This window comes from Azotobacter bryophylli, assembly GCF_042643485.1.
Classification (GTDB): domain Bacteria; phylum Pseudomonadota; class Gammaproteobacteria; order Pseudomonadales; family Pseudomonadaceae; genus Azotobacter; species Azotobacter bryophylli.
Map to the genome: position 1 here is coordinate 40,210 of NZ_JBHRSJ010000011.1, position 22,711 is coordinate 62,920.

Annotated in this window: 18 protein-coding genes; 7 read left to right on the top strand and 11 right to left on the bottom strand. The window is 66.1% G+C overall.

Going from position 1 to position 22,711, the window contains the following annotated elements; translation table 11 throughout:
- The first annotated feature begins 146 nt into the window (after window positions 1-146).
- Both ACFOJE_RS06095 and ACFOJE_RS06100 read left to right on the top strand, forming a co-directional pair.
- Complete coding sequence (locus ACFOJE_RS06095; protein WP_377813395.1) at window positions 147-1,031, top strand: sugar nucleotide-binding protein; 885 nt, start codon at window positions 147-149, stop codon at window positions 1,029-1,031.
- Entirely contained in the window at window positions 1,024-1,953 is a 930-nt protein-coding gene (locus ACFOJE_RS06100; RefSeq protein WP_377813396.1) for an NAD-dependent epimerase/dehydratase family protein, read from the top strand. The genes ACFOJE_RS06095 and ACFOJE_RS06100 overlap by 8 nt, the downstream gene beginning before the upstream one ends.
- A 58-nt stretch (window positions 1,954-2,011) precedes the next feature.
- Here ACFOJE_RS06100 and ACFOJE_RS06105 read toward each other — a convergent pair whose 3' ends face one another.
- Complete coding sequence (locus ACFOJE_RS06105) at window positions 2,012-2,680, bottom strand: OmpW/AlkL family protein (RefSeq protein ID WP_377813397.1); 669 nt, start codon at window positions 2,678-2,680, stop codon at window positions 2,012-2,014.
- Window positions 2,681-3,485: 805 nt separating this feature from the next.
- Here ACFOJE_RS06105 and hemE point away from each other — a divergent pair.
- Window positions 3,486-4,550: a uroporphyrinogen decarboxylase gene (hemE, locus tag ACFOJE_RS06110; RefSeq protein WP_377813398.1), complete on the top strand. Its 1,065-nt coding sequence runs from the start codon at window positions 3,486-3,488 to the stop codon at window positions 4,548-4,550.
- Between the two features lie 65 nt (window positions 4,551-4,615).
- On the opposite strand, the gene ACFOJE_RS06115 is transcribed toward hemE, so the two are convergent.
- Window positions 4,616-5,902, bottom strand: coding sequence for an MFS transporter (locus ACFOJE_RS06115; protein ID WP_377813399.1), 1,287 nt, complete (start codon window positions 5,900-5,902; stop codon window positions 4,616-4,618).
- 186 nt (window positions 5,903-6,088) lie between these two features.
- Between ACFOJE_RS06115 and ACFOJE_RS06120 the strand changes: the two genes are divergently transcribed.
- Together ACFOJE_RS06120 and ACFOJE_RS06125 are read left to right on the top strand one after the other, a co-directional pair.
- The gene (locus ACFOJE_RS06120; RefSeq protein WP_377813400.1) at window positions 6,089-6,988 is read left to right on the top strand and encodes a LysR family transcriptional regulator; all 900 of its coding nucleotides are present in this window, start codon (window positions 6,089-6,091) and stop codon (window positions 6,986-6,988) included.
- Window positions 6,989-7,080: 92 nt separating this feature from the next.
- A complete protein-coding gene (locus ACFOJE_RS06125) occupies window positions 7,081-7,848 on the top strand; it encodes a ParA family protein (protein WP_377813401.1) in 768 nt (255 codons plus the stop codon).
- 18 nt (window positions 7,849-7,866) lie between these two features.
- Here the strand turns inward: ACFOJE_RS06125 and ACFOJE_RS06130 are convergent, their stop codons facing one another.
- The 4 genes from ACFOJE_RS06130 to ACFOJE_RS06145 all read right to left on the bottom strand — a co-directional run bounded on the left by ACFOJE_RS06130 (window position 7,867) and on the right by ACFOJE_RS06145 (window position 12,472).
- Window positions 7,867-8,679: a universal stress protein gene (locus ACFOJE_RS06130; protein WP_377813402.1), complete on the bottom strand. Its 813-nt coding sequence runs from the start codon at window positions 8,677-8,679 to the stop codon at window positions 7,867-7,869.
- Window positions 8,680-8,768: 89 nt separating this feature from the next.
- Window positions 8,769-9,203 (bottom strand): thioredoxin TrxC, encoded by a 435-nt coding sequence (gene trxC, locus ACFOJE_RS06135; protein ID WP_377813403.1) that lies wholly within the window; start codon window positions 9,201-9,203, stop codon window positions 8,769-8,771.
- A 112-nt stretch (window positions 9,204-9,315) separates the two neighbouring features.
- Window positions 9,316-10,593: a bifunctional O-acetylhomoserine aminocarboxypropyltransferase/cysteine synthase gene (locus tag ACFOJE_RS06140; protein ID WP_377813404.1), complete on the bottom strand. Its 1,278-nt coding sequence runs from the start codon at window positions 10,591-10,593 to the stop codon at window positions 9,316-9,318.
- An 88-nt stretch (window positions 10,594-10,681) separates the two neighbouring features.
- Window positions 10,682-12,472, bottom strand: coding sequence for an SLC13 family permease (locus ACFOJE_RS06145; protein ID WP_377813405.1), 1,791 nt, complete (start codon window positions 12,470-12,472; stop codon window positions 10,682-10,684).
- 221 nt (window positions 12,473-12,693) lie between these two features.
- Between ACFOJE_RS06145 and ACFOJE_RS06150 the strand changes: the two genes are divergently transcribed.
- Window positions 12,694-13,020 carry a DnaJ family domain-containing protein gene (locus tag ACFOJE_RS06150; RefSeq protein ID WP_377813407.1) on the top strand — a complete coding sequence of 109 codons (327 nt, stop codon included), beginning with the start codon at window positions 12,694-12,696 and terminating at the stop codon, window positions 13,018-13,020.
- 56 nt (window positions 13,021-13,076) lie between these two features.
- Here the strand turns inward: ACFOJE_RS06150 and selO are convergent, their stop codons facing one another.
- The 3 genes from selO to ACFOJE_RS06165 form a co-directional block, all read right to left on the bottom strand.
- Window positions 13,077-14,540 carry a protein adenylyltransferase SelO gene (selO, locus tag ACFOJE_RS06155; protein WP_377813408.1) on the bottom strand — a complete coding sequence of 488 codons (1,464 nt, stop codon included), beginning with the start codon at window positions 14,538-14,540 and terminating at the stop codon, window positions 13,077-13,079.
- Between the two features lie 62 nt (window positions 14,541-14,602).
- Window positions 14,603-17,965: a mechanosensitive channel MscK gene (gene mscK / locus ACFOJE_RS06160; RefSeq protein ID WP_377813409.1), complete on the bottom strand. Its 3,363-nt coding sequence runs from the start codon at window positions 17,963-17,965 to the stop codon at window positions 14,603-14,605.
- Between the two features lie 77 nt (window positions 17,966-18,042).
- Window positions 18,043-19,791, bottom strand: coding sequence for a potassium/proton antiporter (locus ACFOJE_RS06165; RefSeq protein ID WP_377813410.1), 1,749 nt, complete (start codon window positions 19,789-19,791; stop codon window positions 18,043-18,045).
- Window positions 19,792-20,041: 250 nt separating this feature from the next.
- Here ACFOJE_RS06165 and ACFOJE_RS06170 point away from each other — a divergent pair, with 250 nt between their 5' ends.
- On the top strand, window positions 20,042-20,878 hold the full coding sequence (locus tag ACFOJE_RS06170; protein WP_377813411.1) for a 23S rRNA (adenine(2030)-N(6))-methyltransferase RlmJ: 837 nt from the start codon (window positions 20,042-20,044) through the stop codon (window positions 20,876-20,878).
- Window positions 20,879-20,903: 25 nt separating this feature from the next.
- Here the strand turns inward: ACFOJE_RS06170 and msrA are convergent, their stop codons facing one another.
- The gene (gene msrA / locus ACFOJE_RS06175; protein ID WP_377813412.1) at window positions 20,904-21,551 is read right to left on the bottom strand and encodes a peptide-methionine (S)-S-oxide reductase MsrA; all 648 of its coding nucleotides are present in this window, start codon (window positions 21,549-21,551) and stop codon (window positions 20,904-20,906) included.
- 143 nt (window positions 21,552-21,694) lie between these two features.
- Window positions 21,695-22,711: 2-oxo acid dehydrogenase subunit E2 (locus ACFOJE_RS06180; protein WP_377813413.1), on the bottom strand; the 1,017-nt coding region annotated here is incomplete at its 5' end.

The window sequence follows — 22,711 nt, forward strand, 5'->3', positions numbered from 1 at the left end:
CATTTGCCGGCTTTGTTCATCCCATTGGGTGTGGCGGCATTGAGTGCTCAGCTACCGTGCGGTTCTGCCAGTAGTGACGTGGCCGGCGCAAATCCGCAAAATGCCGATGCATATTCATTCTTCCGCCAACTGAGAGCGATAACTCAATGCACATGCGCCTGATGCTGTTGGGGGGCGGGAGCGCCCTAGGGCAGGCCGCTATCCGACTGGGCGCCGAGGCCGATATCAATTTTCTCGCGCCCCGCCCGCCGGAGAGCGGCTGGGATTCTGCCAGTCTGACCCGATTGCTCGATGAGACGCGCCCCGACGCGCTGGTCAATCTCGCCTACTACCATGACTGGTTCCAGGCCGAGAGGCCCGATCCCGAACGCTTCGCAGCGCAGGAGCGAGCCGTAGAGCGTCTGGCCGAGCTCTGCCTGCACCACCACATCATCCTGCTACAGCCCTCCAGCTACCGCGTCTTCGATGGGGCGCGCGCCACCGCCTACAGCGAGAAGGACGAGCCCGAGCCCCTGGGGCTCCGCGGGCAGGCGTTGTGGCGCATCGAGCAGAGCGTGCGAGCCATCTGCCCCTGGCATGTGCTGTTGCGTTTCGGCTGGCTGTTCGACGACAGCCAGGACGGTATCCTGAGCCGTTTCCTCAAGCGCGCCGAGCGAGAGACCGAGCTGACCCTGGCCGATGATCGGCGCGGCAACCCGACGCCGGTGGACGATGCCGCGCGGGTGATGCTGGCCGTGCTGAAGCAGCTCGATTGCCGGGCGCCGCTCTGGGGCACCTATCATTACGGCGGACATGAGGCGGCCTCCGCTCTGGCGTTCGGTCAGGCGGTTCTGGGCGAGGCCCGCAGCCATTGCCGGCTCGCCGTGACCGATGTCCTGGCCCAGCCCCATGCCGCCCGCCCGGATGCGGCCGAAGAGCCGCAGCATGCGGTGCTATCCTGTAAGAAGATCCTCAACACCTTCGGCATCAAGCCGCGGGCTTGGCGTACCGGCCTGCCGAACCTACTGGACCGGTACTATCGCCATGTCTGATCTTCCCATTCTCGTCACCGGCGGAGCCGGATTCATCGGCTCCCATCTGGTCGACGCATTGCTCGCCAGTGGCTTCTGCGTTCGAGTGCTGGACAACCTCTCGACCGGCAAGGCCGACAATCTTCCGCTTGGCCATCCACGTCTCGAACTGATCGTGGGAGACGTCGCCGATGCCGACCGGGTGCTCCAGGCCATGACCGGCTGTCGGGCGGTCGCCCATCTGGCGGCGGTCGCTTCGGTGCAGGCCTCCGTGGAGGAGCCGGTGGTTACCCATCGCAGCAACTTCGTCGGTACCCTGAGCGTCTGCGAGGCCATGCGCGAGCTGCATGTCCAGCGGATCGTGTTCGCTTCCAGCGCTGCCGTGTACGGCAACAACGGCGAGGGACGGGCGATCGACGAGGATACGCCGAAGGCGCCGCTCACCCCCTATGCGGCGGACAAGCTGGCGAGCGAGCATTATCTGGATTTCTATCGCCGCCAGCATGGGCTGGTCCCGGCGATCTTTCGCTTCTTCAATATCTACGGGCCGCGCCAGGATCCTTCCTCGCCGTATTCCGGAGTGATTAGCATCTTCACCGAGCGTGCTCTGCAGGGCCAGCCGATCACGGTGTTCGGCGATGGCGAGCAGACCCGGGATTTCGTCTACGTGGGCGATCTGGTCAAGGTGCTGGTGCAGGCTCTGGATGCGCCGGAGGTTTTCCCGGGCGCGGTGAATGTCGGGCTGAACCGCTCCATCACACTGAATCGGCTGCTAAGTGAGATATCGAACCTGCTCGGCAGCCTGCCGCCGGTGATCCATGGGGAGTCGCGTGCAGGCGACATCCGCCATTCCCTGGCGGACAATCGGCGTCTGCTCAGCCGTTATCAGCTCCCCACGCCGACGCCGATGAACGTTGGCTTGGCGCGCCTGTTGGGGCGTTAGCCGCGCAAATGAAAACAGGCGCCGAGGCGCCTGTTTTACACGTTCCATGAGGACCGGCTTAGAATTTGTAGCCGAGACCGACCATGTAGACCCACGGGTCGATATTCACGTCGGCCTTGACCTCATTCGCCCCTAGATGAACCCTGGCCTGGGTGCTGATATCGATATAGCGAACCTGGGCGTTGACCATGATGCTGTCGGTCAGCATGTAATCGGCACCGAATTGCGCAGCCCAACCCCACGAGTTGGACATGTGCATGTTGCTGAAGCCTTGTGCGTGGCGCTCGCCGGTCAGGTTGTTGCCGAGGAACATGGTGTAGTTCACACCGAAGCCGACATAAGGTTGGAAGGCGTAGCTGCTCTTCAGCGGGTAGTAGACCAAGCTCAGGGTCGGGGGCAGCTGTTTGACGTCCGCCAACTTGCCATCAAGTGCTCCAAGTCCTCTGACACCCACGGTATGCGTAAAGGGAGTCGCCGCCAGCAGCTCGACCGCGAAGTGGTCGGTCAGCATGTAGGCGAAGTTCAAACCCAGTTGGGTGTCGCTACCCACCGTGGCTTTGGTGCCAGAAACGGACCCGTCATTGATCTTGAGGCGCTGGCTATCCTCGTCGGGGACAACCCAGATAGAGCCCGCCCGGACGATGATGTCGCCCGCCTCGTGGGCGTGCACCGCAGGGGCAGCTACCCCCAAGGCCAGCAAGGACGGGATGATCAGGGACTTGCGCATGTTGTGCTCCAGTAAGCCATTTAATTCTTTATTTAGTGGTGTTGATGTTAGTTCTCTGGGGCCGCTCCGTTTTGACGTAACTCAATAAAAGATCACCGGCTCGATTTGTTTGAATGACTGAACTTGGCGTCGTTGACGCTATGCCGTAGTGCTTTTTACGCAGGCGCTTTTTGATTTGCGTCAAGGTCTCGGGTTTTGGCTCTTTCCCGTGCTTATCTCTTTGATGTGCATCATCTTTGCCAGACGTGTGGGCCGGCATTAGCCGGGCACAGGTATGTGCTTCAGTGATTAAAGGTAGTCGAACTATCTGGGGGATGAAGTCTTATTAGTCACTTTATATTGTTGTTAATTGATGTGGGCAGTGGAGAAAACTAGCTATGTGTTGGCCATTCGATTCGTTAGGTTTTGCCGTGCGGGGCAGGGTGATTTAATGCGGCGGTTTTGTTGGCTATTGCATGAGCGCTTGCGGGGCAGGCCAAGGGAATAAGCCTGATGAGGAAAATGAAGTCCTGCGTTTTCCGGTCTTAGACTTGTTCTTGCCCTTTGATATGCGAAAGAGCCTGTCAAACCGATGTGCCGGTTAACGTTATTATCCTGGGCTGAGCGTATATCGCATGGATATCCACGCCTGTTGCATTTTCAGCGGAGTAGTGGATCGGGCTATATATGGCGGACCATATAGAGATGGTTGGGCTGCCCGCCTGGCTGACCTGCATCAAGACCCAGGACAAAAGGCACAGCGCTCGCCGTGCCTTTTGTGTCGGGCTTTGCGAAAATGTCGGCACTTTTTTGCTGGGACTTTGCCATGACTGCTTTGAAGAACGATCGCTTCCTGCGTGCCCTGCTCAAGCAACCCGTCGACGTCACGCCCGTGTGGATGATGCGTCAGGCTGGCCGCTATCTGCCGGAATACCGCGCGACCAGAGCCAAGGCAGGCGACTTCATGAGCCTGTGCATGAACCCCGAGCTGGCCTGCGAAGTGACCCTGCAGCCGTTGGAGCGTTATCCACTGGACGCGGCGATCCTGTTCTCCGACATCCTCACCATTCCCGATGCCATGGGGCTCGGCCTGTACTTCGAAAGCGGCGAGGGGCCGCGCTTCAAGAAGCGCATCGAGGGCGCCGCCGACATCAATGCCCTGCCGATCCCCGATCCGGAGAAGGACCTCGGCTACGTGATGGACGCGGTGCGCACCATCCGTCGTGAGCTGAATGGCCGAGTGCCGCTGATCGGCTTCTCCGGCAGCCCCTGGACCCTGGCCACCTATATGGTCGAGGGCGGCTCCTCCAAGGACTTCCGTAAGTGCAAGGCGATGCTCTACGACAACCCGCAAGCCATGCACGCCTTGCTCGACAAGCTGGCCCAGGCGGTGACCGTCTACCTCAACGGTCAGATCCGCGCCGGAGCCCAGGCCGTACAGATCTTCGATACCTGGGGCGGCAGCCTGTCGGATGCGGCCTATCGGGAGTTCTCCCTGTTCTACATGGAGCGTATCGTCCACGGCCTGATCCGCGAGCACGAAGGGCGCCGGGTGCCGGTGATTCTCTTCACCAAGAACGGCGGCCTGTGGCTGGAGGCCATGGCCGAGACCGGCGCCGAGGCCTTGGGGCTGGACTGGACTTGCGACATCGGCGAGGCGCGCCGCCGGGTCGGTGACAAGGTGGCTTTGCAGGGCAACATGGACCCGACCGTGCTCTATGCCAACCCGGCCGCGATCCGCGCCGAGGTCGGACGTATCCTGGCCCGTTACGGACGGGGCCCCGGGCACGTCTTCAACCTCGGCCACGGCATCACGCCGGAGGTCGACCCGGCCCATGCCGGCGTGTTCATCGAGGCGGTGCACGAGCTGTCTGCGCAGTACCACCAGTAAGTCGGGTCGCTCCCGCCGCCAAAAAGAACGCCCCGCATTGCGGGGCGTTTTGCTGTCCGGTGCGCTCAGTGCGCGTGACGCAGCTGATTGCCGGGCAGGGCGGGCACCCGGGTCAGATGCAGGGCCACCAGCAGCGAGATCGAGAGCATCGAGCCGAGGAACAGGCCGATGCCATCCCAGCCGGCGATGCGCCAGAACACTCCGCCCAGGGTGCCGGCGATGCTGGAGCCGAGGTAGTAGCTGAACAGGTAGAGCGACGAGGCCTGGCCCTTGGCTTGCGTGGCACGGCGGCCGACCCAACTGCTGGCCACCGAGTGGGCGCCGAAGAAGCCGAAGGTGTACAGCAGCATGCCGATCAGCACGGCCGGCAGGCGATCGAACAGGGTCAGCGCAAGGCCGGCCAGCATCAGCAGGATCACCGCCCAGAACACCTTGCGTCGGCCCAGCTTGTCGGCCAGGGCGCCGACCTGCGCGGAGCTGTAGATCCCCGACAGGTACACCACCGCGAGCACGCCGATGAGGGTCTGGCTCATGTTGAAGGGCGCGGCCAGCAGGCGATAGCCGATGTAGTTGTAGAGGGTGACGAAACTGCCCATCAGCAGGAAACCCTGGAGGAACAGCCAGGGCAGCCCAGCATCCTGGAAATGCATGCTGAAGCCCTGGAGCAGGCTGCGCGGTCGCAATGGGCGCGGACGGAAGTTGCGCGAATCCGGCAACAGACGCCAGAACAGCAGGCCGGCGAGCAGGGCTGTGCCGCCCAGCAGGGCGAGGATGGCGTGCCAGTCGACGTAGTCCGCCAGCACGCCACTGACCAGGCGCGCGCTCATGCCGCCGATGGCATTGCCGCCGATGTACAGCCCCATGGACAGGCCGAGATGCTGGGGGTGGATCTCCTCGGCAAGGTAGGTCATGGCCACCGCGGCCAGACCGCTGAGCGACAGGCCGACCAGCACGCGCATCAGCAGCACGCCGTGCCAGTTGGGCATCAGGGCGCCGCCGAGGGTGAACAGGGCGGCGGCGAGCAGGGAGATCACCATCACCGACTTGCGTCCGACGGCATCGGAGATCGGGCCGGTGATCAGCAGGCCGATGGCCATGGCGATGGTCGAGACGGAGAGCACCAGACTGCTCTGGGCGGCGCTGAGGCCGAAGGCCCTGGAAAACAGCGGCATCATCGGCTGCACGCAGTAGAGCAGGGCGAAGGTGGCGAAGCCGCCGGAGAACAGCGCCAGGGAGGTGCGAAGGAATTGCCGGGTGCCCTTCTCGGTGAAGGTCTCCACGGGCAGGCTGGGGGCAGGCTCCTCGTCGTCTTGGAGTAGCTCGCGGCGCGAGGGCGAAACGTTCTGGTCCATTCGGGCATCCTTGATTCTGTCGGTTTTTTTCGGGCAAAAGCTGCCCGTCACGCGCGCCGTTCGGGTTCGAAACAGGGCGTGGATGTCTGATTCATTGGCTTTATAGCGACAGAATAGGGGGCTTGATTTAATCTTTCCAATATATTATTCGACATATTTGATATGTTTTGCGAATGATTGGAAGGCATGGAACTACGTCATCTGCGTTACTTCGTCGCCGTCGCCGAGGAACTGCATTTCGGCCGCGCGGCCGAAGCCTTGGGCATTTCCCAGCCACCGCTGAGCCAGCAGATCCAGGCGCTCGAGCAGGAACTCGGTGTGCGCCTGTTCGAGCGCACCAACCGCCGTGTGGCGCTGACCGAGGCCGGACGGCTCTTTCTCGAAGAGACCCGGCGCACGCTGGCCCAGGTCGACAAGGCGGTGGATGTGGCTCGGCGGGCGCAGCTGGGCGAACTGGGCGAGCTGAAGATCGGCTTCACCTCCTCGGCGCCCTTCACCTCGACCATCCCGCGGGCGATCCTGGCCTTCCGCCAGGCCTATCCCGAAGTGCACCTGGATCTGCACGAGATGAGCAGTCGGGAGGTGACCGAGGCGCTCGAGGACGAATCCCTGCAGGTCGGCTTGATCCGGCCGCTGACCCTGCCGCAGGGGCTGAAGGCGGTGGAGCTGTTCAACGAGCCGCTGGTGGCGCTGCTGCACGCCGGCCACCCGCTGGCCGGCGCGCCCAGCGACGGGCTCGAGCTGGCGGCGCTGGCCGATGAGCCTTTCGTCTACTTTTCCCGGAACCATGGCACGGGGTTGCATGACCAGCTGATCAGCCTGGCGCGTCAGGCCGGCTTCAGCCCGCGGATCGCCCAGGAGGCCAACGAGTCGCTGACCATCATCGGCCTGGTGGCTGCCGGTCTCGGGGTTTCGGTGCTGCCGGCCTCGTTCCGGCGCATGCGAATCGACGGCGTGGTCTATCGCACCCTGCTCGATCCGGGGGCGACCACCGCCGTCTGGCTGGTGCGGCGCAGCGGGGAGCATTCGCCGCTGGCGCAGGCTTTCGTCGACCTGGTCACGCGGGAAGCCGGGACGCGTGCCTGAGTCGGCGGCTGAATCCCATAAAATCAGTGGGTTGGGTGCTGCAACGGGTATAGAGTGTGGTTTCGTCGAAGGCGGCACGGGAGGGAATCGGCATGCGGCGCGTGGTGTTCAATCAGAAGGGCGGGGTGGGCAAGTCCAGCATCGCCTGCAATCTGGCGGCGGTGAGTGCAGCCCAGGGATATCGCACCCTGCTGATCGATCTCGATGCCCAGGGAAACTCGACCCACTATCTCACCGGCCTGACCGGGGACACCGTGCCGCTCGGCATCGCCGATTTCTTCAAGCAGGTGCTGTCGCCCGGGGCGGCCGGCAAGAAGAACAGGGTGGCGATCCAGGAGACTCCTTACCGAAACCTCCACCTGATCACTGCCACGGCGGAGCTGGCCGAGTTGCAGCCCAAGCTCGAGGCCAAGCACAAGATCAACAAGCTGCGCCGGCTGCTCGAGGATCTGGACGACGAGTACGAGCACATCTACGTGGATACGCCGCCCGCGCTGAATTTCTACACCGTATCGGCGCTGATCGCTTCGGACCGCTGCCTGATTCCCTTCGATTGCGACAGTTTCTCCCGCCAGGCCCTGAACGGCCTGCTCGCCGAGATCGACGAGCTGCGCGAGGACCACAACGAGGACCTGGCGGTCGAGGGCATAGTGGTCAACCAGTTCCAGCCGCGCGCGAGCCTGCCCCAGCAGATGATCGAAGAGATGCTCGCCGAGGGCCTGCCGGTGCTGCCGGTGCAACTGATGAGCTCGATCAGGATGCGCGAGTCCCATCAGGCCTGCATGCCGCTGATCCATTTCGACCCACGGCACAAGCTCACCCGGCAGTTCGTCCAGCTGCACGATCACCTGCAGGCGTGAGGCGCGCAGCCGCGGATCTCAGCGCACGACCAGCAGATCGCAGGGAGGCTGCTCGAGATAGCTGTGGGTCAGGCTGCCGAGCAGCTTCTCGCTCAGTGCATCGCGGCTATGCCCGCCGAGCGCCAGCAGTTGCGGGCGCTCGCTGTCCAAGGTTTCGTCCAGGCACCGGTAGCGCTCGCCGACGCGGAAACCGTGGCTGAGCTGGACGGCGCGCGGCGGTAGGGCAGCACTTTCGTCGGCGATGTACTGTTCGAACAGGGCCTGCTGCATGGCGGTGTCCTCCGTCTCTTCCCGGGCATGGATTTCGGCCATCTCGTGTACGTGCAGGACGTGCATCCGGGCGCCGGGCGGGAGCAGCTGCCAGGTCTGGCGCAAGGCGCGGGTGGCGCAGGGGGAGAAATCCACCGCGACCAGCGCGCGGAGGTAGGGGGCGCCGCTCGCGTCGATCGCCAGCAACACCGGAATCAGGCTGGCTTGCAGGATACGCTCCTGGGTGGTCCCCGCGAAGCCCTGGGCGGCGCGCCGGTGATGGCTGCCGAGGACCAGCAGGTCGCAGTTGCCGAGGCTGATGTACTGCAGGATAAGCTCCGCCGGATGGCCCACTTCCAGGCGCAGCTGCGCATCCGGCACCGGATATTCGCGCAGGTGCTTGGCCAGGGTCTCTTCGCAGGCGCTACGCAGTTTGGCCAGAGAGGCGGGAGATGGCTGGCTGGCCGCCACGTGCAGCAGGGTCAGGCGCGCCTGTTGCTGGCTGGCCAGTTGTACGGCGCGACGCAGGGCGATATCGGCTTCCAGGCTGAGATCGTGAGCGATCAGGATGTGCTTGACCATGGCATGTCTCCCTTGTGTGGCCTTCAGTCTGGTGGCAAGTCCGCGACGCAGCCTTGACCTGCGGCAAAGGGACTCGTGCGATCGCCGGCTCAGATCCCCTGCTGGCGCAGCCAGGCGAGCAGTTGCGGCAGCGGCAGGGCGCCGCTCTGGCGGGCGACTTCCCGGCCGTTCCTGAACAGGATCAGGCTGGGGATGGAGCGGATGCCGAGCTGGCCGGCCAGTTGCTGGTCGGCCTCGCTGTCCAGCTTGGCCAGGCGCACCCGTCCGGACAGCTCGCCGGCCGCCTGGTCGAATACCGGGGCGAAGGCCTTGCACGGGCCGCACCAGTCGGCCCAGACATCCAGCAGCAGCGGCAGGTCGCCCTTGAGCTGGGCGGCGAAGCCGGCGCCGTCGACGGCGAAGGGTTTGCCGGGCAGCACGGCGCCCTTGCAGCGCCCGCAGCGTGGCGCATCGCCCAGGCGGTCGGCGGGAATGCGGTTGAGACTGTGGCAGTGCGGGCAGGGGATGAGCAGGGTGTCGGTCATGGGCGGGCTCCACGGGATTGTTTCCCTAGTGTGGGGCCGGCGGCGGGGATATCAAGGTGGGGCGGCATGCCCACGCGGGAGCGTGGGCACGCGCGGCTCAGGTGCGCGGCGCTCAGCCCTTGGCGGCTTCCAGCGCCTGGATCAGGTCGGCGAGGATGTCGTCGATGTGCTCGATGCCGATCGACAGGCGGATCATGTCCTGCGGCACGCCGGCCTTTTCCAGCTCTTCGGCGTTGAGCTGGCGGTGGGTGGTGGAGGCCGGGTGGCAGGCCAGCGACTTGGCGTCGCCGATGTTGACCAGGCGCACCACCAGTTTCAGCGCGTCGATGAAGCGCGCCCCGGCCGCCAGGCCGCCGCGGATGCCGAAGGAGAGGATCGACGCCGGCCGCCCGCCCATGTAGCGCTGGGCCAAGGCATGTTCCGGGTGATCGGACAGGCCGGCGTATTTCACCCAGGCTACCTGTTCGTGGCCCTTCAGGAACTCGGCGACCTTCAGGGCGTTCTCGCAGTGCCGTTCCATGCGCAGCGCCAGAGTTTCCAGTCCCTGCAGGATGAGGAAGGCGTTGAACGGCGACAGCGCCGCGCCCATGTTGCGCAGCGGTACCACCCGGCAGCGACCGATGAAGGCGGCGGCCCCGAAGGCTTCGGTGTAGGTCACCCCGTGGTAGGACGGGTCCGGGGTGTTGAGCAGGGGGAAGCGGTCCTTGTGCTGGGCCCAGGGGAACTTGCCGGAGTCCACCACGATGCCGCCGATGCTGGTGCCGTGGCCGCCCATGTACTTGGTCAGCGAATGCACGACGATATCGGCGCCATGCTCGAACGGTCGGCACAGCACCGGGCTGGCCACGGTATTGTCGACGATCAACGGCACGCCGTGGCGGTGTGCGGCGTCGGCCAGGGCGGAGAGGTCGATGATGTTGCCCGCCGGGTTGCCGATGGATTCGCAGAATACCGCCTTGGTCCGGTCGTCGATCAGCGCTTCCAGGGCGGCGATGTCGTCATGGGGCGCGAAGCGCACCTCGATGCCCTGGCGCGGCAGGGTGTGGGCGAACAGGTTGTAGGTGCCGCCGTAGAGCTTGGCCACCGAGACGATGTTGTCGCCGACCTCGACCAGGGTCTGGATGGCATAGGCGATCGCCGCCATGCCCGAGGCCACCGCCAGGGCGCCGACACCGCCCTCCAGCGCCGCGACGCGCTTTTCCAGCACGTCGTTGGTGGGGTTCATGATTCGCGTGTAGATGTTGCCTGGCACCTTGAGATCGAACAGATCCGCGCCGTGCTGGGTGTCGTCGAAGGCGTAGGACGTGGTCTGGTAGATCGGCACGGCCACCGCTTTGGTGGTCGGATCGGGGCTGTAGCCGGCGTGGATGGCCAGGGTTTCCAGTTTCATGGGGCTTTCCTGCAAGGCAGTTCGGGAAAACCGAAAGCATGGAAAAGCGGATCGATCCGGTCAATGACTTATGGCATGGCCGGGTGGATCAGGCCGCGTGCAGCGGCCAGACCATAGGGAGCACCAGCATGGCGACGATCATCATCAGGATGTTCAGTGGAATGCCGATGCGCAGAAAGTCGCTGAAGCGGTAACCGCCGGCGTTGTAGACGAAGGTGTTGGTCTGGTAGCCGATCGGCGTGGCGAAGCTGACGCTGGCGGCGAACATCACCGCGACCACGAAGGGCCGCGGGTCGAGGCCGAGGTTCTGGGCGATGCCGATCGCCAGCGGCGTCACCAGCACCGCCACGGCGTTGTTGGAGAGGATCTCGGTGAGGATGGTGGTCAGCAGGTAGACGAAGCCGAGCATTAGCAGCGGACTGGCATCGGGCAGGGCGGCCATGGTGTGGTTCACCACCAGGTCGACCAGGCCGACCTTTTCCATGGCGATGCTGATCGCCAGCATACCGAAGATCAGACTGAGCACCTTCCAGTCCACCGCCTTGTAGGCGTCCTCCACGTCCAGGCAGCGGGTGCCCAGCACCACCGCGCCGGCGATGATCGCCAGGCCCTCGATGGGCATGAAGCTGAAGGCGGACAGGATCACCACGGCCAGGGTGGCGAGGATGGCGATGGGCGCCTTGTCGCGGCGATAGGCGCGCTCCTGCACCGCGTTCAGGCTGATCAGATCGCCGTTCTCGGCGAAGCGGCGGATCTGCGCCGGAGTGCCTTCCACCAGCATGACGTCGCCGAACTGCAGCTGGAAATCGTCCAGGTTGCTCTGCACGTTCTCGTCCTGGCGATGCACGGCGAGCACGTTGATGCCGTAGCGCGGGGTGAGGTCGAGATCGCGCATCGGCCGGTGGCTGTAGCGCGAATTGCGTCCGACGATGGCCTCGGCGAGGATCACGTCGTGGTCGACCACGGTTTCGAAGTCCTCGCCGCGGTTGAAGGCGAGGTGGCCGTTCTGGCGCAGGTCCACCACATCCTTGACGTGCCCGTGCAGCAGCAGCAGGTCGCCGGCGGCGAGGACGGTGGCATGACCGGGCTCGCTGAGCTGCTCGTCGCCGCGGAAGATCTTCAGCACCTGCAAGCCGCTGCCGCCGTTCAGGTGGGCCTCGCTCAGGGTCTTGCCGATCACCGGCGAGTCGTGGGGCACCAGGAGTTCGCTCATGAAGGTGCGCTCGACGTTCGGTCGTAGCTGACGCGACAGGGTCTCGCGGTCCGGCAGCAGGCGGCGGCTGAACAGCATCAGGTAGACGAAGCCGACCCCGCAGAAAGCCAGTGCCGCCGGGGTGATCTCGAACATGCCGAAGGGCTCGAGGCCGGCCTTGCGCGCCACGCCGTCGACTAGGATGTTGGTGGACGTGCCGATCATGCTCAGCATGCCGCCGAGCACGGTGGCGTAGGACAGCGGGATCAGCAGCTTCGACGGCGAACTGTGGGCGCGCTTGGCCAGGGCGATGGCCACCGGAGTGAGGATGGCCACCACCGGGGTGTTGTTGAGGAAGGCGGAAACCGCCAGGGCAGTGAGCATCAGGCCGGCGAGCACGCGGGTCGGACTGTCGCCGACCAGATCGCCCAGCCAGTTGCCGAGGGCGTCGATGCAGCCGGTGCGCTCCAGCGCGGCGGAGAGCACGAACATGCAGGCGATGGTCACCGGCGCGGAGTTGGACAGCACGCTGAGGACTTCGTGGGGCGTCAGCAGCTCGGTCACCAGCAGCGCGGCGACGGCGATGGCCACGACTATGTCGGGACTCCACTTCTCGCGAACGAAGGCATACAAAACCCAGAGCAACAGGGCGGCGACGAACCAGAGCGAAAGCGAGTCCGAAAGCATGGGCAACCTGATCAGTGCGAATCTCGTGTGAGGTATCGGCCCGGCGTCGGCGCGCAGGCGAAGGGGCTTACGATAGAATGCCTGTCTTAGATGGTCAAAGAATGATTTATAAGATTTATATTCTTTTTTGCTCTAGAAGGTGCCGGCCGCCTGAGCGGACAACGTCCGAGTCCGTTCGTGGGTAGTATGGCGTTCGTGGCTATAGCGGGGTGGAGGAGACGATGCGCAACCTGGAGGACGAAATCGGCCGCAAGCTGGCCGAGGCGGAGGTCGCGGGCCAACTTGCGGCCGGCCGCGGGAAGCCGTTGGAAGTCGATACCGCCTGGCTGCAGACCCCTCCGGGCCTGCGTATGGCCTTCCAGATCCTGAAGAGCGCCGGCGTGCCGCCGGCCGAGGTCGAGTTGTTCCAGCAACGCGCGCAACTGCGCGAGGCGCTGGCCGTCGCCGCCGACGAGCCCACCCGGCTGCGCCTGCAGCGCCAACTGGCCGAACTGGAGCAGAACATCGCCTTCCGCCTGGAGGCGCTGCGCCGGTTGGGGCAGGGCTGAGCTTTCCTCGGGGCCTGCGCCTTGCGGCAGGCGTGCGGCGGATCGGCCGCGGACCCTCAGGAGGAGCAGCTGATTTCCAGGTGCTTGCCCCATTCCGGCGGGCGCTCGGCGTAGCTTTCCTTGCCCGGCTGCTCGTCGAACGGGCGGCTGAGCACCGCGTGCAGTTCGCGAACCGGGCCGTAGTCGCCCTGTTCGGCGGCCTGGATGGCTTCCTGGGCCAGGTAGTTGCGCAGGATGTATTTGGGGTTGACCGTGTGCATGCGCGTACGGCGATCCTCTTCGCTCTCGGGCTCCTCGAGGGCGAGGCGGGCGAGGAAGTCGCCGCTCCAGCCGTCGAAGCCGGCCAGATCGACGAATTCTTCGCGCAGGCGGCGCAGGGCCGCGGCCGCCGGCTCGTCGCCGAGGCGGCGGAAGAACAGGCTGTAGTCGACGCCGCCGCGCTGCATCGATCCGAGCAGGCGCTTGAGCAGCTCGTCGTCGCCTTCCTCGGCGCGGCGCAGACCCAGACGCCGGCGCATGTGCTCGAGGTATTGGCGACGCTGCGACGGCAGGAAGTGGCGGAAGCCCTCGCGCAGCTCCTTCTCGCCGACCATGGGCGTCAGCGCTTGGGCCAGTGCGGTCAGGTTCCAGTGGGCGATGTCCACTTGGTTCTCGTAGGAGTAGCGGCCGTCGTAGTCGGAGTGGTTGCAGATGAAATGGGCGTCGTAATCGTCGAGGAAGGCGAAGGGACCGAAGTCCAGGGTGGCGCCGAGGATCGACATGTTGTCGGTGTTCATCACCCCGTGGCAGAAGCCGTAGGCCTGCCACCAGGCGATCAGCGAGGCGGTGCGTTCGACCACCTCGCGGAAGAAGGCCGCGAACGGCTCGGGCTGCTCCCGGCAGTGCGGGTAGTGGGTGTCGATGACGTACTCGGCGAGCTGTTTCAGCGGCTCCGGCTGGCGCGTGTAGTAGAAATATTCGAAGTGGCCGAAGCGTACGTGGCTGCGCGCCAGACGCAGCAGCATGGCGGCGCTCTCCTGGGTTTCGCGCCAGACCGGGGTGTTCGAGCCGATCACGCAGAGCGCGCGGGTGGTGGGGATGCCGAGGGCGTGCAGATGCTCGCTGGCGAGGAATTCGCGGATCGAGCTGCGCAGTACGGCGCGACCGTCGCCCATCCGCGAGTAGGGCGTGTGCCCGGCGCCCTTCAGGTGCAGATCCCAGTGCTCGCCGGCGTCGTTGACCACCTCGCCGAGCAGCAGCCCGCGGCCGTCGCCCAGGCGCGGCACGTAGACGCCGAATTGATGGCCGGAGTAGACCATGGCCCGCGGTTCGGCGCTGGACCACAGCTTGTGTCCGGAGAACAGCTCGGCGAACAGCGGGTCCTGGGTCTCGGCCGGATCGAGGTCGAGCAGGGCCAACGCCGCTTCGCTCGCCACCACCAGCCGCGGCGCGCCGATTGGATCGGGCAGCACGGTCGTGGAGAAGGTGTCGCCCAGGCGGGCGAAGCGGTTGTCGAAGGTCAGTTCGTTGAGGCGTTTCACAGTGATCTTCCGCTACTGACGGCGTCGGAAGATCACCATAACACGCCCCGGACGACGGCGGATCAGGCTTTGCCCTGGACGGACTGTCCCGGCAGGGCGTTCTTCGACTCGGCCGCCGCGGCCCCGGCTGCGCCGAGGACCGCGGCGCCGCGCTCGATCTGCGCTTCCTGGCCTTCCAGGTTCTTGACGAACACGTCCACCTGGCGGAAGGCGATGTCGATGTCGTTCTGGCGGAACAGCTCGTCGATGCGCCGGTTGATCTCGTCGGTGGCGCGGCTGCGATCGCCCAGCTCGCGCACGTGGATGACCAGGTCGTGGTCCAGGGTACTTTCGCCGAAGCTCTGGAACAGCACCAGCGGCTCCGGATCGTGCATGACCCGCGGGTTCTCGTTGGCGGCCTGGTACAGCAGCTTGCGCACCAGCTCCAGGTTCGAGCCGTAGCCGACGCCGACCTTCAGCACCAGTCGGGTCACGGTGTCGCCCAGGGTCCAGTTGGTCAGCTGGCTGGTGATGAAGGTCTTGTTCGGCACCACCACCACCTTGCGGTCGGCGTCGAGGATGTGGGTAGCGCGGATGCGAATCTTGTTCACCGAGCCGCTGACGCCGCTCACCGTCACCATGTCGCCGATCCGCACCGGGCGCTCGAAGAGGATGATCAGGCCGGAGATGAAGTTGGCGATGATCTCCTGCATGCCGAAGCCGATGCCCACCGAGAGCGCGGCGACCAGCCATTGCAGCTTGTCCCAGCTGACCCCGAGGATCGACAGCGAGGTCACCAGGCCGAAGCCGTAGATGACGTAGGAGAGCAGGGTCGTGGCGGCGTAGGCGCTGCCCTGGGCCAGCTTCAGCCGCGACAGGACCAGCACCTCCAGCAGACCCGGCAGGTTGCGCGCCAGGACCACGGTGATGGCGCCGACCAGTAGCGAGGCGAGCAGGTCGCGCAGGCTGATCGCCACCTGGGTGGCGGTGGCGCCGGAGCCGCTGCTGAACTGGTAGAGCTTGATGGTTTCCAGGTAGTCGACCACGGTGATCAGGTCGGCCCAGACCCAGTACAGGGAGCCCAGCAGCAGGCCGAACAGGGTCAGGCGGATCAGGCGCAGGGACTGCTGATTGACCTGCTCGATGTCCAGCACCGGCGCTTCCGGGGTCTCGCCGTCGCTGCCGCCGTCGGCCTGGGCGGTCTGGCGCTTGGTCAGGGCACGCTGATAGGCCAGCCGGCGGGCCGCCACCGAGAGGCCGCGGACCAGGGTCGCCTCGATCACCACCCAGAACAGCAGGACGTACAGGGTCTCGACCAGCCGGCCGCTGAGCTTGAGCGTGGTGTAGTAGTAGCCGAGGCCCAGGGCGACGACCATGCCGAGCGGCAGCAGGGTGAACAGCAGGCCGATCAGCAGGCTGAGCGGCGAGGCGTTGCCGCTGGCCGGTCCGCGCAGCAGGACCTTGGCCAGCAGCCAGCACATCATCAGGTAGCCGGTCAGCAGCACCAGGTTACCGAACACGTCGTTTTCCGGAATGATCGGCTGGTTCTCGGTGAAGCCGGCCACGCCGACCAGCGCCAGCACCACCAGGCCGAGGTGGCGCATCTGCTTGCGCAGGAAGGCGACCTGCGGACGCGCCCAGCCGAAGTGCAGCTCGGCGACGCCGCCCGGTGAGAGCACCCGGTAGGTGGTGTAGAGCACCAGCCAGGCGGCGGCCATGTCGATCAGCGCGGCGCCCAGATAGGCGTTCTGGCCGCGCGCGTCGCTCTGCAGGGCGTAGCCGCAGAGCGCCAGGAACAGGGTGCCGGGCAGGGCCAGCAGCAGGTTGAAGAGCAGCGCCAGTGGCGTGTTCAGCTGGTTGTCGCGCTGGTAGTGGCCGACGTCCCGGTGCAGCTTGGCCAGCCGCTGGGTGATCTCGCGGCGGCGCCAGAGCAGGACGCCCATCATCAGCAGCAGGGGCAGGAAGATCAGCGGGCGCTTGAGCAGGCCGGCGCCCAGCTCCTTCAGGACGGACGTCCAGGGCACGTGGCCGACCTGCTGTTCGATCTGCCGCGGCGCGGCCTTCAGCCAGTCCAGGTCCATCGGCTTGTTGCTGGGAATCCAGAACAGCTGCTCCTCCAGGGTGGTGCGCAGGTGCTTGGCGGTATCGAACAACTGCTGCTGGTTCATCTGCAGGGTGATGGCTTCGTTCAGCAGCACGTTGAGTTCCCGGTTCAGCTGCTCGATCAGGTCGCTGCGGGTCCGGACCAGCTGGAGGAGGTCGTCGCGCTGCTGCGGGCTGATCTGGCTGTCCGTTGCCGGCTGGCTGGCCAGCAACTGGTCGACGTAGGCGGCCGGGTCCTTCAGCTGCTCGCGCTGCTGGGCCAGTTCGAACTGATAGAGGCGGATGTCGGCGACATTGTCGGCCAGGGTCGCGTCGGTCTCGACCACCGGCAGCGCCATCTTCTGGCGGAACAGGATCTTGGCCAGCAGCAGGCTGCCGCGCAGGACCTCGATCTGCTCGTGCAGGGCCTCCTCGTTCTGGTTGAGGGTGTCCAGCTTCTGCTTGGTCTCCAGGTTCCGCTGGGTCAGCTCGTTGAGGCGGTCGGTGGTGCGCAGCAGGTCGTTGGAGAGCTTGAGGTTGGCCTCCCCTTCCTTGGCCAGCAAGCCGCCATGGTTGATGTTGGCGTTGCGCGACAGCTCGGCGTAGGTCGCTTCGGACTGGGCCAGGCGCTTCTGGTTGATCAGCGACTGCAGAGCCTGGACGTCTTTCTCCATGCGTCCGATGCGCTCGTCGAGCAGGTCGCGCTGGCTGCTGCCGAGGTCCTGCAGCAGGTTGTTGTTAGCCAGCTCCTGGCGGCGCAGCTCGTTCACCGCCTGCAGTGCGGCGAGTTCGGCGTTGAGCTGATCGCGCCGCTCAGGACTCAGGGGCGTGCCGTCGGTCTTGTCGGCCTTGAGGGTGTCGTTGATCTGCTGGATGCGCGCCTGGTTCTGGCCGATCTCCAGCGGCGCCCGCTCGGGACGGGTCAGGGCGGCGATGGCGCGGCTGTTGGCGGCGCCCCTGGCTTCCTGCCAGGCGGACAGCTGGTTGCCGCGGCTGCTCAGTTGCTCCTCGAGCTGGGGAACCTCGGTATTGGCGTAGCGGACGGCGATGTCCTCGACCGGGGTCTCCCTGAGGCGGGCCAGGTCGCGCCGGGCGGCGGCGATCTGGCCGGGCGCATCGGCCAGCAGGCGCTTGAGATCGACCAGACGCTGCTGGGTAGCCTGCAACTGGTCGAGCTGGCCTAGGGTCTGCTCGAGCAACTGCTGGATGGCAGCCTCTTCGACTTCCGGCAGCTTGCGGTCGGCCAGGTTCGCCAGGCTGTTCTGCACGGCGTCGCGGGACGGCGGCTCGGCCGCTTGCAGCGTGGGGAGGTTCAGGCAGAGGGCGAGCAGGAGGATGCTTATCAGGGTGTGCAGGGCAGGCATGGCTACTGTCGTACGGCTGAAAAGCGCTACAGTGTAACAGGCAAGGCGAAAGTCGCACCCCCTTCCGATAAACGCGGTCACAACTGCAGGCCGACAGACGGGCGGCTGCCGTCCTCGGGGAACTTCAGGCCGACCTTGCGCACCCGATCGCCCTCCATGGCCGCGACCGTCCAGGTCATGCTGTTCCATTCCACCTGATCGCCGACCACCGGATGGCCGCCGATCTGCCGGGCGATGAACTGGCCGATCGACTGGCCGGCGTCCTGCCCGTCGAGGCGGAAGCCGTAGAGTGCGGCGAGCGCCGCCAGTTCGGCCTCGCCCTCGAGGACGAAATCGCCGAAGAAGCGCAGGTCCGGCCCGCGCTTGGGCGCCTGGCTGAACAGCTTGCCGAGGGCGGGCAGGTCGTGCTCGTGGCCGACCACGCAGAGCACGTCGTCGACCTCCAGGCGGGTGCTGCCGGACGGGTGCAGCAACTGCTTGCCGCGGAACAGCGCGGCGATGCGCGTGCCTTCGGGCATCTTCAGCTCGCGCAGGGCGGCGCTCACGCACCAGTTGCTCGCGCTCAGGCGGTAGACGAACAGCTCCCACTGGCTGGTGGGGTGGATCTGCAGGCCGGTGCGCGAGATCGGCGTGGGCGCCGGCGGCACCTCCACCTTGGCCTTTTTCGCCGCCCAGGCCAGGCTGGTGCCCTGCAGCAGCAGGGAGACCAGCACGATGAAGAAGGCGACGTTGAAGTACAGCTGCGCCTGCGGCAGGCCGGCCATTAGCGGGAACACCGCGAGGATCACCGGCACCGCGCCGCGCAGGCCGACCCAGGCGATGAACAGCCGCTCTCGCAGATGGAAGGCGTGAAACGGCAGCAGGCCGGCGAACACCGACAGCGGCCGGGCGACGAGGATCATCCACAGCGACAGGGCCAGCGCCGGCAGGGCGATCGGCAGCAGCTCGCTGGGCGTGAGCAGCAGGCCGAGCACCAGGAACATGCCGATCTGGCTGAGCCAGGCCAGCCCGTCGAACATGTGCAGGATGCCATGGCGGTTGCGGATCGGCCGGTTGCCCATCAGCAGGCCGCAGACGTACACGGCGAGGATGCCGCTGCCCTCAATCAGCCCGGCGATGGCGTAGATCATGATGCCGCCGCTGACCGCCAGGAGCGGATAGAGGCCGTCGGCCACCGACAGGCGGTTGATCGTCTGCAGCAGCAGCCAGCCGCCGCCCAGGCCCAGGGCGATGCCGATGCCGAACTGCTGCACCAGGCTGCCCAGGAATTCCCAGCCGAAGCCGGTCTCGCCGCGGGCCAGCATGTCGATCAGGGTCACGGTGAGGAACATCGCCATGGGATCGTTGCTGCCCGACTCGATCTCCAGGGTGGCGCTGACCCGCTCGTTGAGGCCCTTGCCGTTGAGCAGATTGAACACCACGGCCGCATCGGTGGAGCCGACGATGGCGCCGATCAGAAGGCCCTGCAGCAGGTTGAGGTCGAACAGCCAGGCGGCGGCCAGGCCGGTCAGACCGGCGGTGACGGCCACGCCCAGAGTGGCCAGGGACATGGCCGGCCAGAGGGCGACCCGAAAGGTCTTGGCTCGGGTGCGCATGCCGCCGTCGAGGAGGATCACCGCCAGGGCCAGGTTGCTGATCAGGAAGGCCAGGGAGTAGTCGTTGAAGACGATCCCGCCGATGCCGTCGACCCCGGCGAGCATGCCCACCGCGAGGAAGATCACCAGGATCGGGATGCCGAGGCGCGAGGACAGGGAGCTGACCAGGATGCTGGTGCCTACCAGCAGCGCGCCGACGAGAAACAGGTTGTTGACGGTCGCGGCATCCAAGGTCGAAATCTCCTACTGCTAACTGGCATTTCCATGGCTTATGCATATGCCGCGCCAAGCATTTAGCACATTGTCGGGACGGGCTGTCAAAAGAATACCTCGCAGACCCTGAGGATTATGCTAGACCCTTTCTATTTCAATGGATTGCGGCTTGTCCACGGGTCTGTCCGACCAGTGCTGCGCGTGCCTGCCGGCCACGCCAGGGCGGGGGCGAACTGCTAGAATCCGTCGCCCCGCGAGGAGCCTTTCGATGAATTACCGCCATGCCTTCCACGCCGGCAACCACGCCGACGTCCTCAAGCACCTGACCCTGGCCCGGATGATCGCCCTGCTCGAGCGCAAGGAGGCGCCCTTCGCCTACCTGGACAGCCACGCCGGCGTCGGCCTCTACGATCTTTCCGGCGATGCCGCCAGCCGCACCGGCGAGTGGCGCGAGGGCATCGGCCGGCTGTGGCAGGCCGGCGACCGTCCGGCGCTGCTGGAGGACTACCTGGGCGTGGTGCGGGCGCTCAATGCGGACGGCGAGCTGCGCTACTACCCGGGCTCGCCCGAGCTGGCGCGGCGGCTGAGCCGGCCGCAGGACCGCCTGCAGCTCAACGAGAAGCATCCCGAGGACAGTGCGCTGCTCAAGGAGAACATGGCCGGCGACCGCCGGGTGGCGGTGCATCGCGGCGAGGGCTGGCACGTGCCGCGGGCGCTGCTGCCGACCGCGGAGAAGCGCGTGTTGCTGCTGATCGATCCGCCCTTCGAACAGGCGGACGAGCTGGATCGCTGCGTGCAGGCGCTGAAAGAGGCGATCGGGCGCATGCGCCAAGCAATGGTGGCTATCTGGTATCCGATCAAGGATCGGCGCCAGCTCAAGCGTTTCTACCAGGGACTGGAGAAGAGCGGCGCGCCCAAGCTGCTGCGCGCCGAACTCTACGTGCATCCGGCCGACGATGCGCAGCGGCTGAACGGCTCCGGTCTGGCGATCAGCAATCCGCCGTGGGGGCTGGAGGACGAGCTCAGGCAGCTCCTGCCCTGGCTGGCCGAGCGCCTGGCGCAGAGCCAGGGCGGCTGGCAGCTGGATTGGCTGATCGAGGAGTAGGTCCGATCCCTTCGCCCCCGCCGCTTCAGTCCGGCAGGCACACCCCGGTGCCGCCCAAGCCGCAATAACCGCCGGGGTTCTTCGCCAGGTACTGCTGGTGATAGGCCTCGGCGTAGTAGAACGGCGGGGCGTCGGCGATTTCCGTGGTGACGGCGCCGAAGCCGGCCCTGGCCAGTTCCCGGGCGAACCGCTCGCGGCTGACCTCGGCGGCGGCGCGCTGGGCGGCATCGAAGCAGTAGATCACCGAGCGGTACTGGGTGCCGATGTCGTTGCCCTGGCGCATGCCCTGGGTCGGGTTGTGGACTTCCCAGAACACCTTCAGCAGCGCTTCGTAATCGGTCACCTGGGGATCGAACACCACCAGCACCACCTCGGTATGTCCGGTCAGGCCGGAGCAGACTTCCTCGTAGGTCGGATTCGGCGTGAAGCCGCCGGCATAGCCGACCGCCGTGGTCCAGACTCCCGGCTGCTGCCAGAAGCGCCGCTCGGCGCCCCAGAAGCAGCCGAGGCCGAACAGCGCCTGCTGCAGGCCGGCGGGAAAGGGCGGGGTCAGGGAGTGGCCGTTGACGTAATGCGCCTCCGGCACCGGCATCGCCGTGGCGCGTCCCGGCAGCGACTGTTCGGCGGTAGGCAGCTCCAGTTTGTGGGCGAGGATTTGCGAGCGCAGCACCATGGGACTTCTCCTTGCGCGAATGTCGGGCGTTGGGCCCACCATCCTACCGCGTCCCGGCCGCCATGCCTCCCTGGGAAGCCGGCAAAAAAAAGCCCTGCCGGCGAGGCAGGGCGCAAATGCAAGAGCGTGGCGCGCTCTATCCGTTACAGGAGCATGGTGCGGATGTCCGTCAGCAGCTCGCCGAGACGCCTGGTGAAGCGCGCCGCGGCGGCGCCGTTGATCACCCGGTGATCGTAGGACAGCGACAGCGGCAGCGTCAGGCGCGGCTGGAAGGCCTTGCCGTCCCACACCGGCTGCATGGAGGCCTTGGACACGCCGAGGATCGCCACTTCCGGCGCGTTGACGATCGGCGTGAAGGCGGTGCCGCCGATGTGGCCGAGGCTGGAGATGGTGAAGCAGGCGCCCTGCATGTCGTTGGACGGGAGCTTCTTGGTGCGCGCCTTCTCCGCCAATTCGGCGGCCTCGGCAGCCAGCTGCAGCAGGCTCTTCTGGTCGACGTTGCGGATCACCGGCACCAGCAGGCCGTCCGGGGTGTCCACGGCGAAGCCGATGTGCACGTACTTCTTGCGGATCAGGGCGGTGCCCGACGGAGCCAGGGAGCTGTTGAAGTCCGGCAGCTCGCGCAGCAGATAGGCGCAGGCCTTGAGCAGCAGGGGCAGCAGGGTCAGCTTGACCCCGGCCTTCTCCGCGGCGGCCTTCTGCGAGACGCGGAAGGCTTCCAGCTCGGTGATGTCGGCCGTGTCGAACTGGGTCACGTGCGGCACGTTCAGCCAGCTGCGATGCAGGTTGGCGGCGCCGAGCTGCATCAGGCGGCTCATCGGCACTTCTTCCACTTCGCCGTATTTGCTGAAGTCCACGGCCGGAATCGGCGGGATACCGGCGCCGCCGGTCGCGGCCGCGGCCGGGGCTTCCTTGGCCTTCTGCATCATCGTCTTGACGTGCGCCTGCACGTCTTCCTTGAGGATGCGGCCGCGCGGACCGGTGCCGGGAACGGCCGCCAGGTCGACGCCGAACTCGCGGGCCAACTGGCGTACGGCCGGGCCGGCATGCACCTTGACGCCGTCGCGGGTCGGCGCGCCGACCGGGCCCGGCACGCGGGCCGGGGCCGGTGCAGCGGCGGGCGCGGCGGCGCTCGGCTGGGCAGGGGCGGGCGTCGGGGT

Bases quoted from the DNA above. Each gene is read 5' to 3' on its own strand.
- msrA (WP_377813412.1), bottom strand. From the start codon at position 21,551: ATGGTGCTGCGCTCGCAAATCCTCGCCCACAAACTGGAGCTGCCTACC.
- ACFOJE_RS06120 (WP_377813400.1), top strand. From the start codon at position 6,089: ATGGAACTACGTCATCTGCGTTACTTCGTCGCCGTCGCCGAGGAACTG.
- ACFOJE_RS06150 (WP_377813407.1), top strand. From the start codon at position 12,694: ATGCGCAACCTGGAGGACGAAATCGGCCGCAAGCTGGCCGAGGCGGAG.
- ACFOJE_RS06140 (WP_377813404.1), bottom strand. From the start codon at position 10,593: ATGAAACTGGAAACCCTGGCCATCCACGCCGGCTACAGCCCCGATCCG.
- ACFOJE_RS06105 (WP_377813397.1), bottom strand. From the start codon at position 2,680: ATGCGCAAGTCCCTGATCATCCCGTCCTTGCTGGCCTTGGGGGTAGCT.
- ACFOJE_RS06115 (WP_377813399.1), bottom strand. From the start codon at position 5,902: ATGGACCAGAACGTTTCGCCCTCGCGCCGCGAGCTACTCCAAGACGAC.
- hemE (WP_377813398.1), top strand. From the start codon at position 3,486: ATGACTGCTTTGAAGAACGATCGCTTCCTGCGTGCCCTGCTCAAGCAA.
- ACFOJE_RS06095 (WP_377813395.1), top strand. From the start codon at position 147: ATGCACATGCGCCTGATGCTGTTGGGGGGCGGGAGCGCCCTAGGGCAG.
- mscK (WP_377813409.1), bottom strand. From the start codon at position 17,965: ATGCCTGCCCTGCACACCCTGATAAGCATCCTCCTGCTCGCCCTCTGC.
- ACFOJE_RS06145 (WP_377813405.1), bottom strand. From the start codon at position 12,472: ATGCTTTCGGACTCGCTTTCGCTCTGGTTCGTCGCCGCCCTGTTGCTC.
- ACFOJE_RS06130 (WP_377813402.1), bottom strand. From the start codon at position 8,679: ATGGTCAAGCACATCCTGATCGCTCACGATCTCAGCCTGGAAGCCGAT.
- ACFOJE_RS06170 (WP_377813411.1), top strand. From the start codon at position 20,042: ATGAATTACCGCCATGCCTTCCACGCCGGCAACCACGCCGACGTCCTC.
- trxC (WP_377813403.1), bottom strand. From the start codon at position 9,203: ATGACCGACACCCTGCTCATCCCCTGCCCGCACTGCCACAGTCTCAAC.
- ACFOJE_RS06100 (WP_377813396.1), top strand. From the start codon at position 1,024: ATGTCTGATCTTCCCATTCTCGTCACCGGCGGAGCCGGATTCATCGGC.
- ACFOJE_RS06125 (WP_377813401.1), top strand. From the start codon at position 7,081: ATGCGGCGCGTGGTGTTCAATCAGAAGGGCGGGGTGGGCAAGTCCAGC.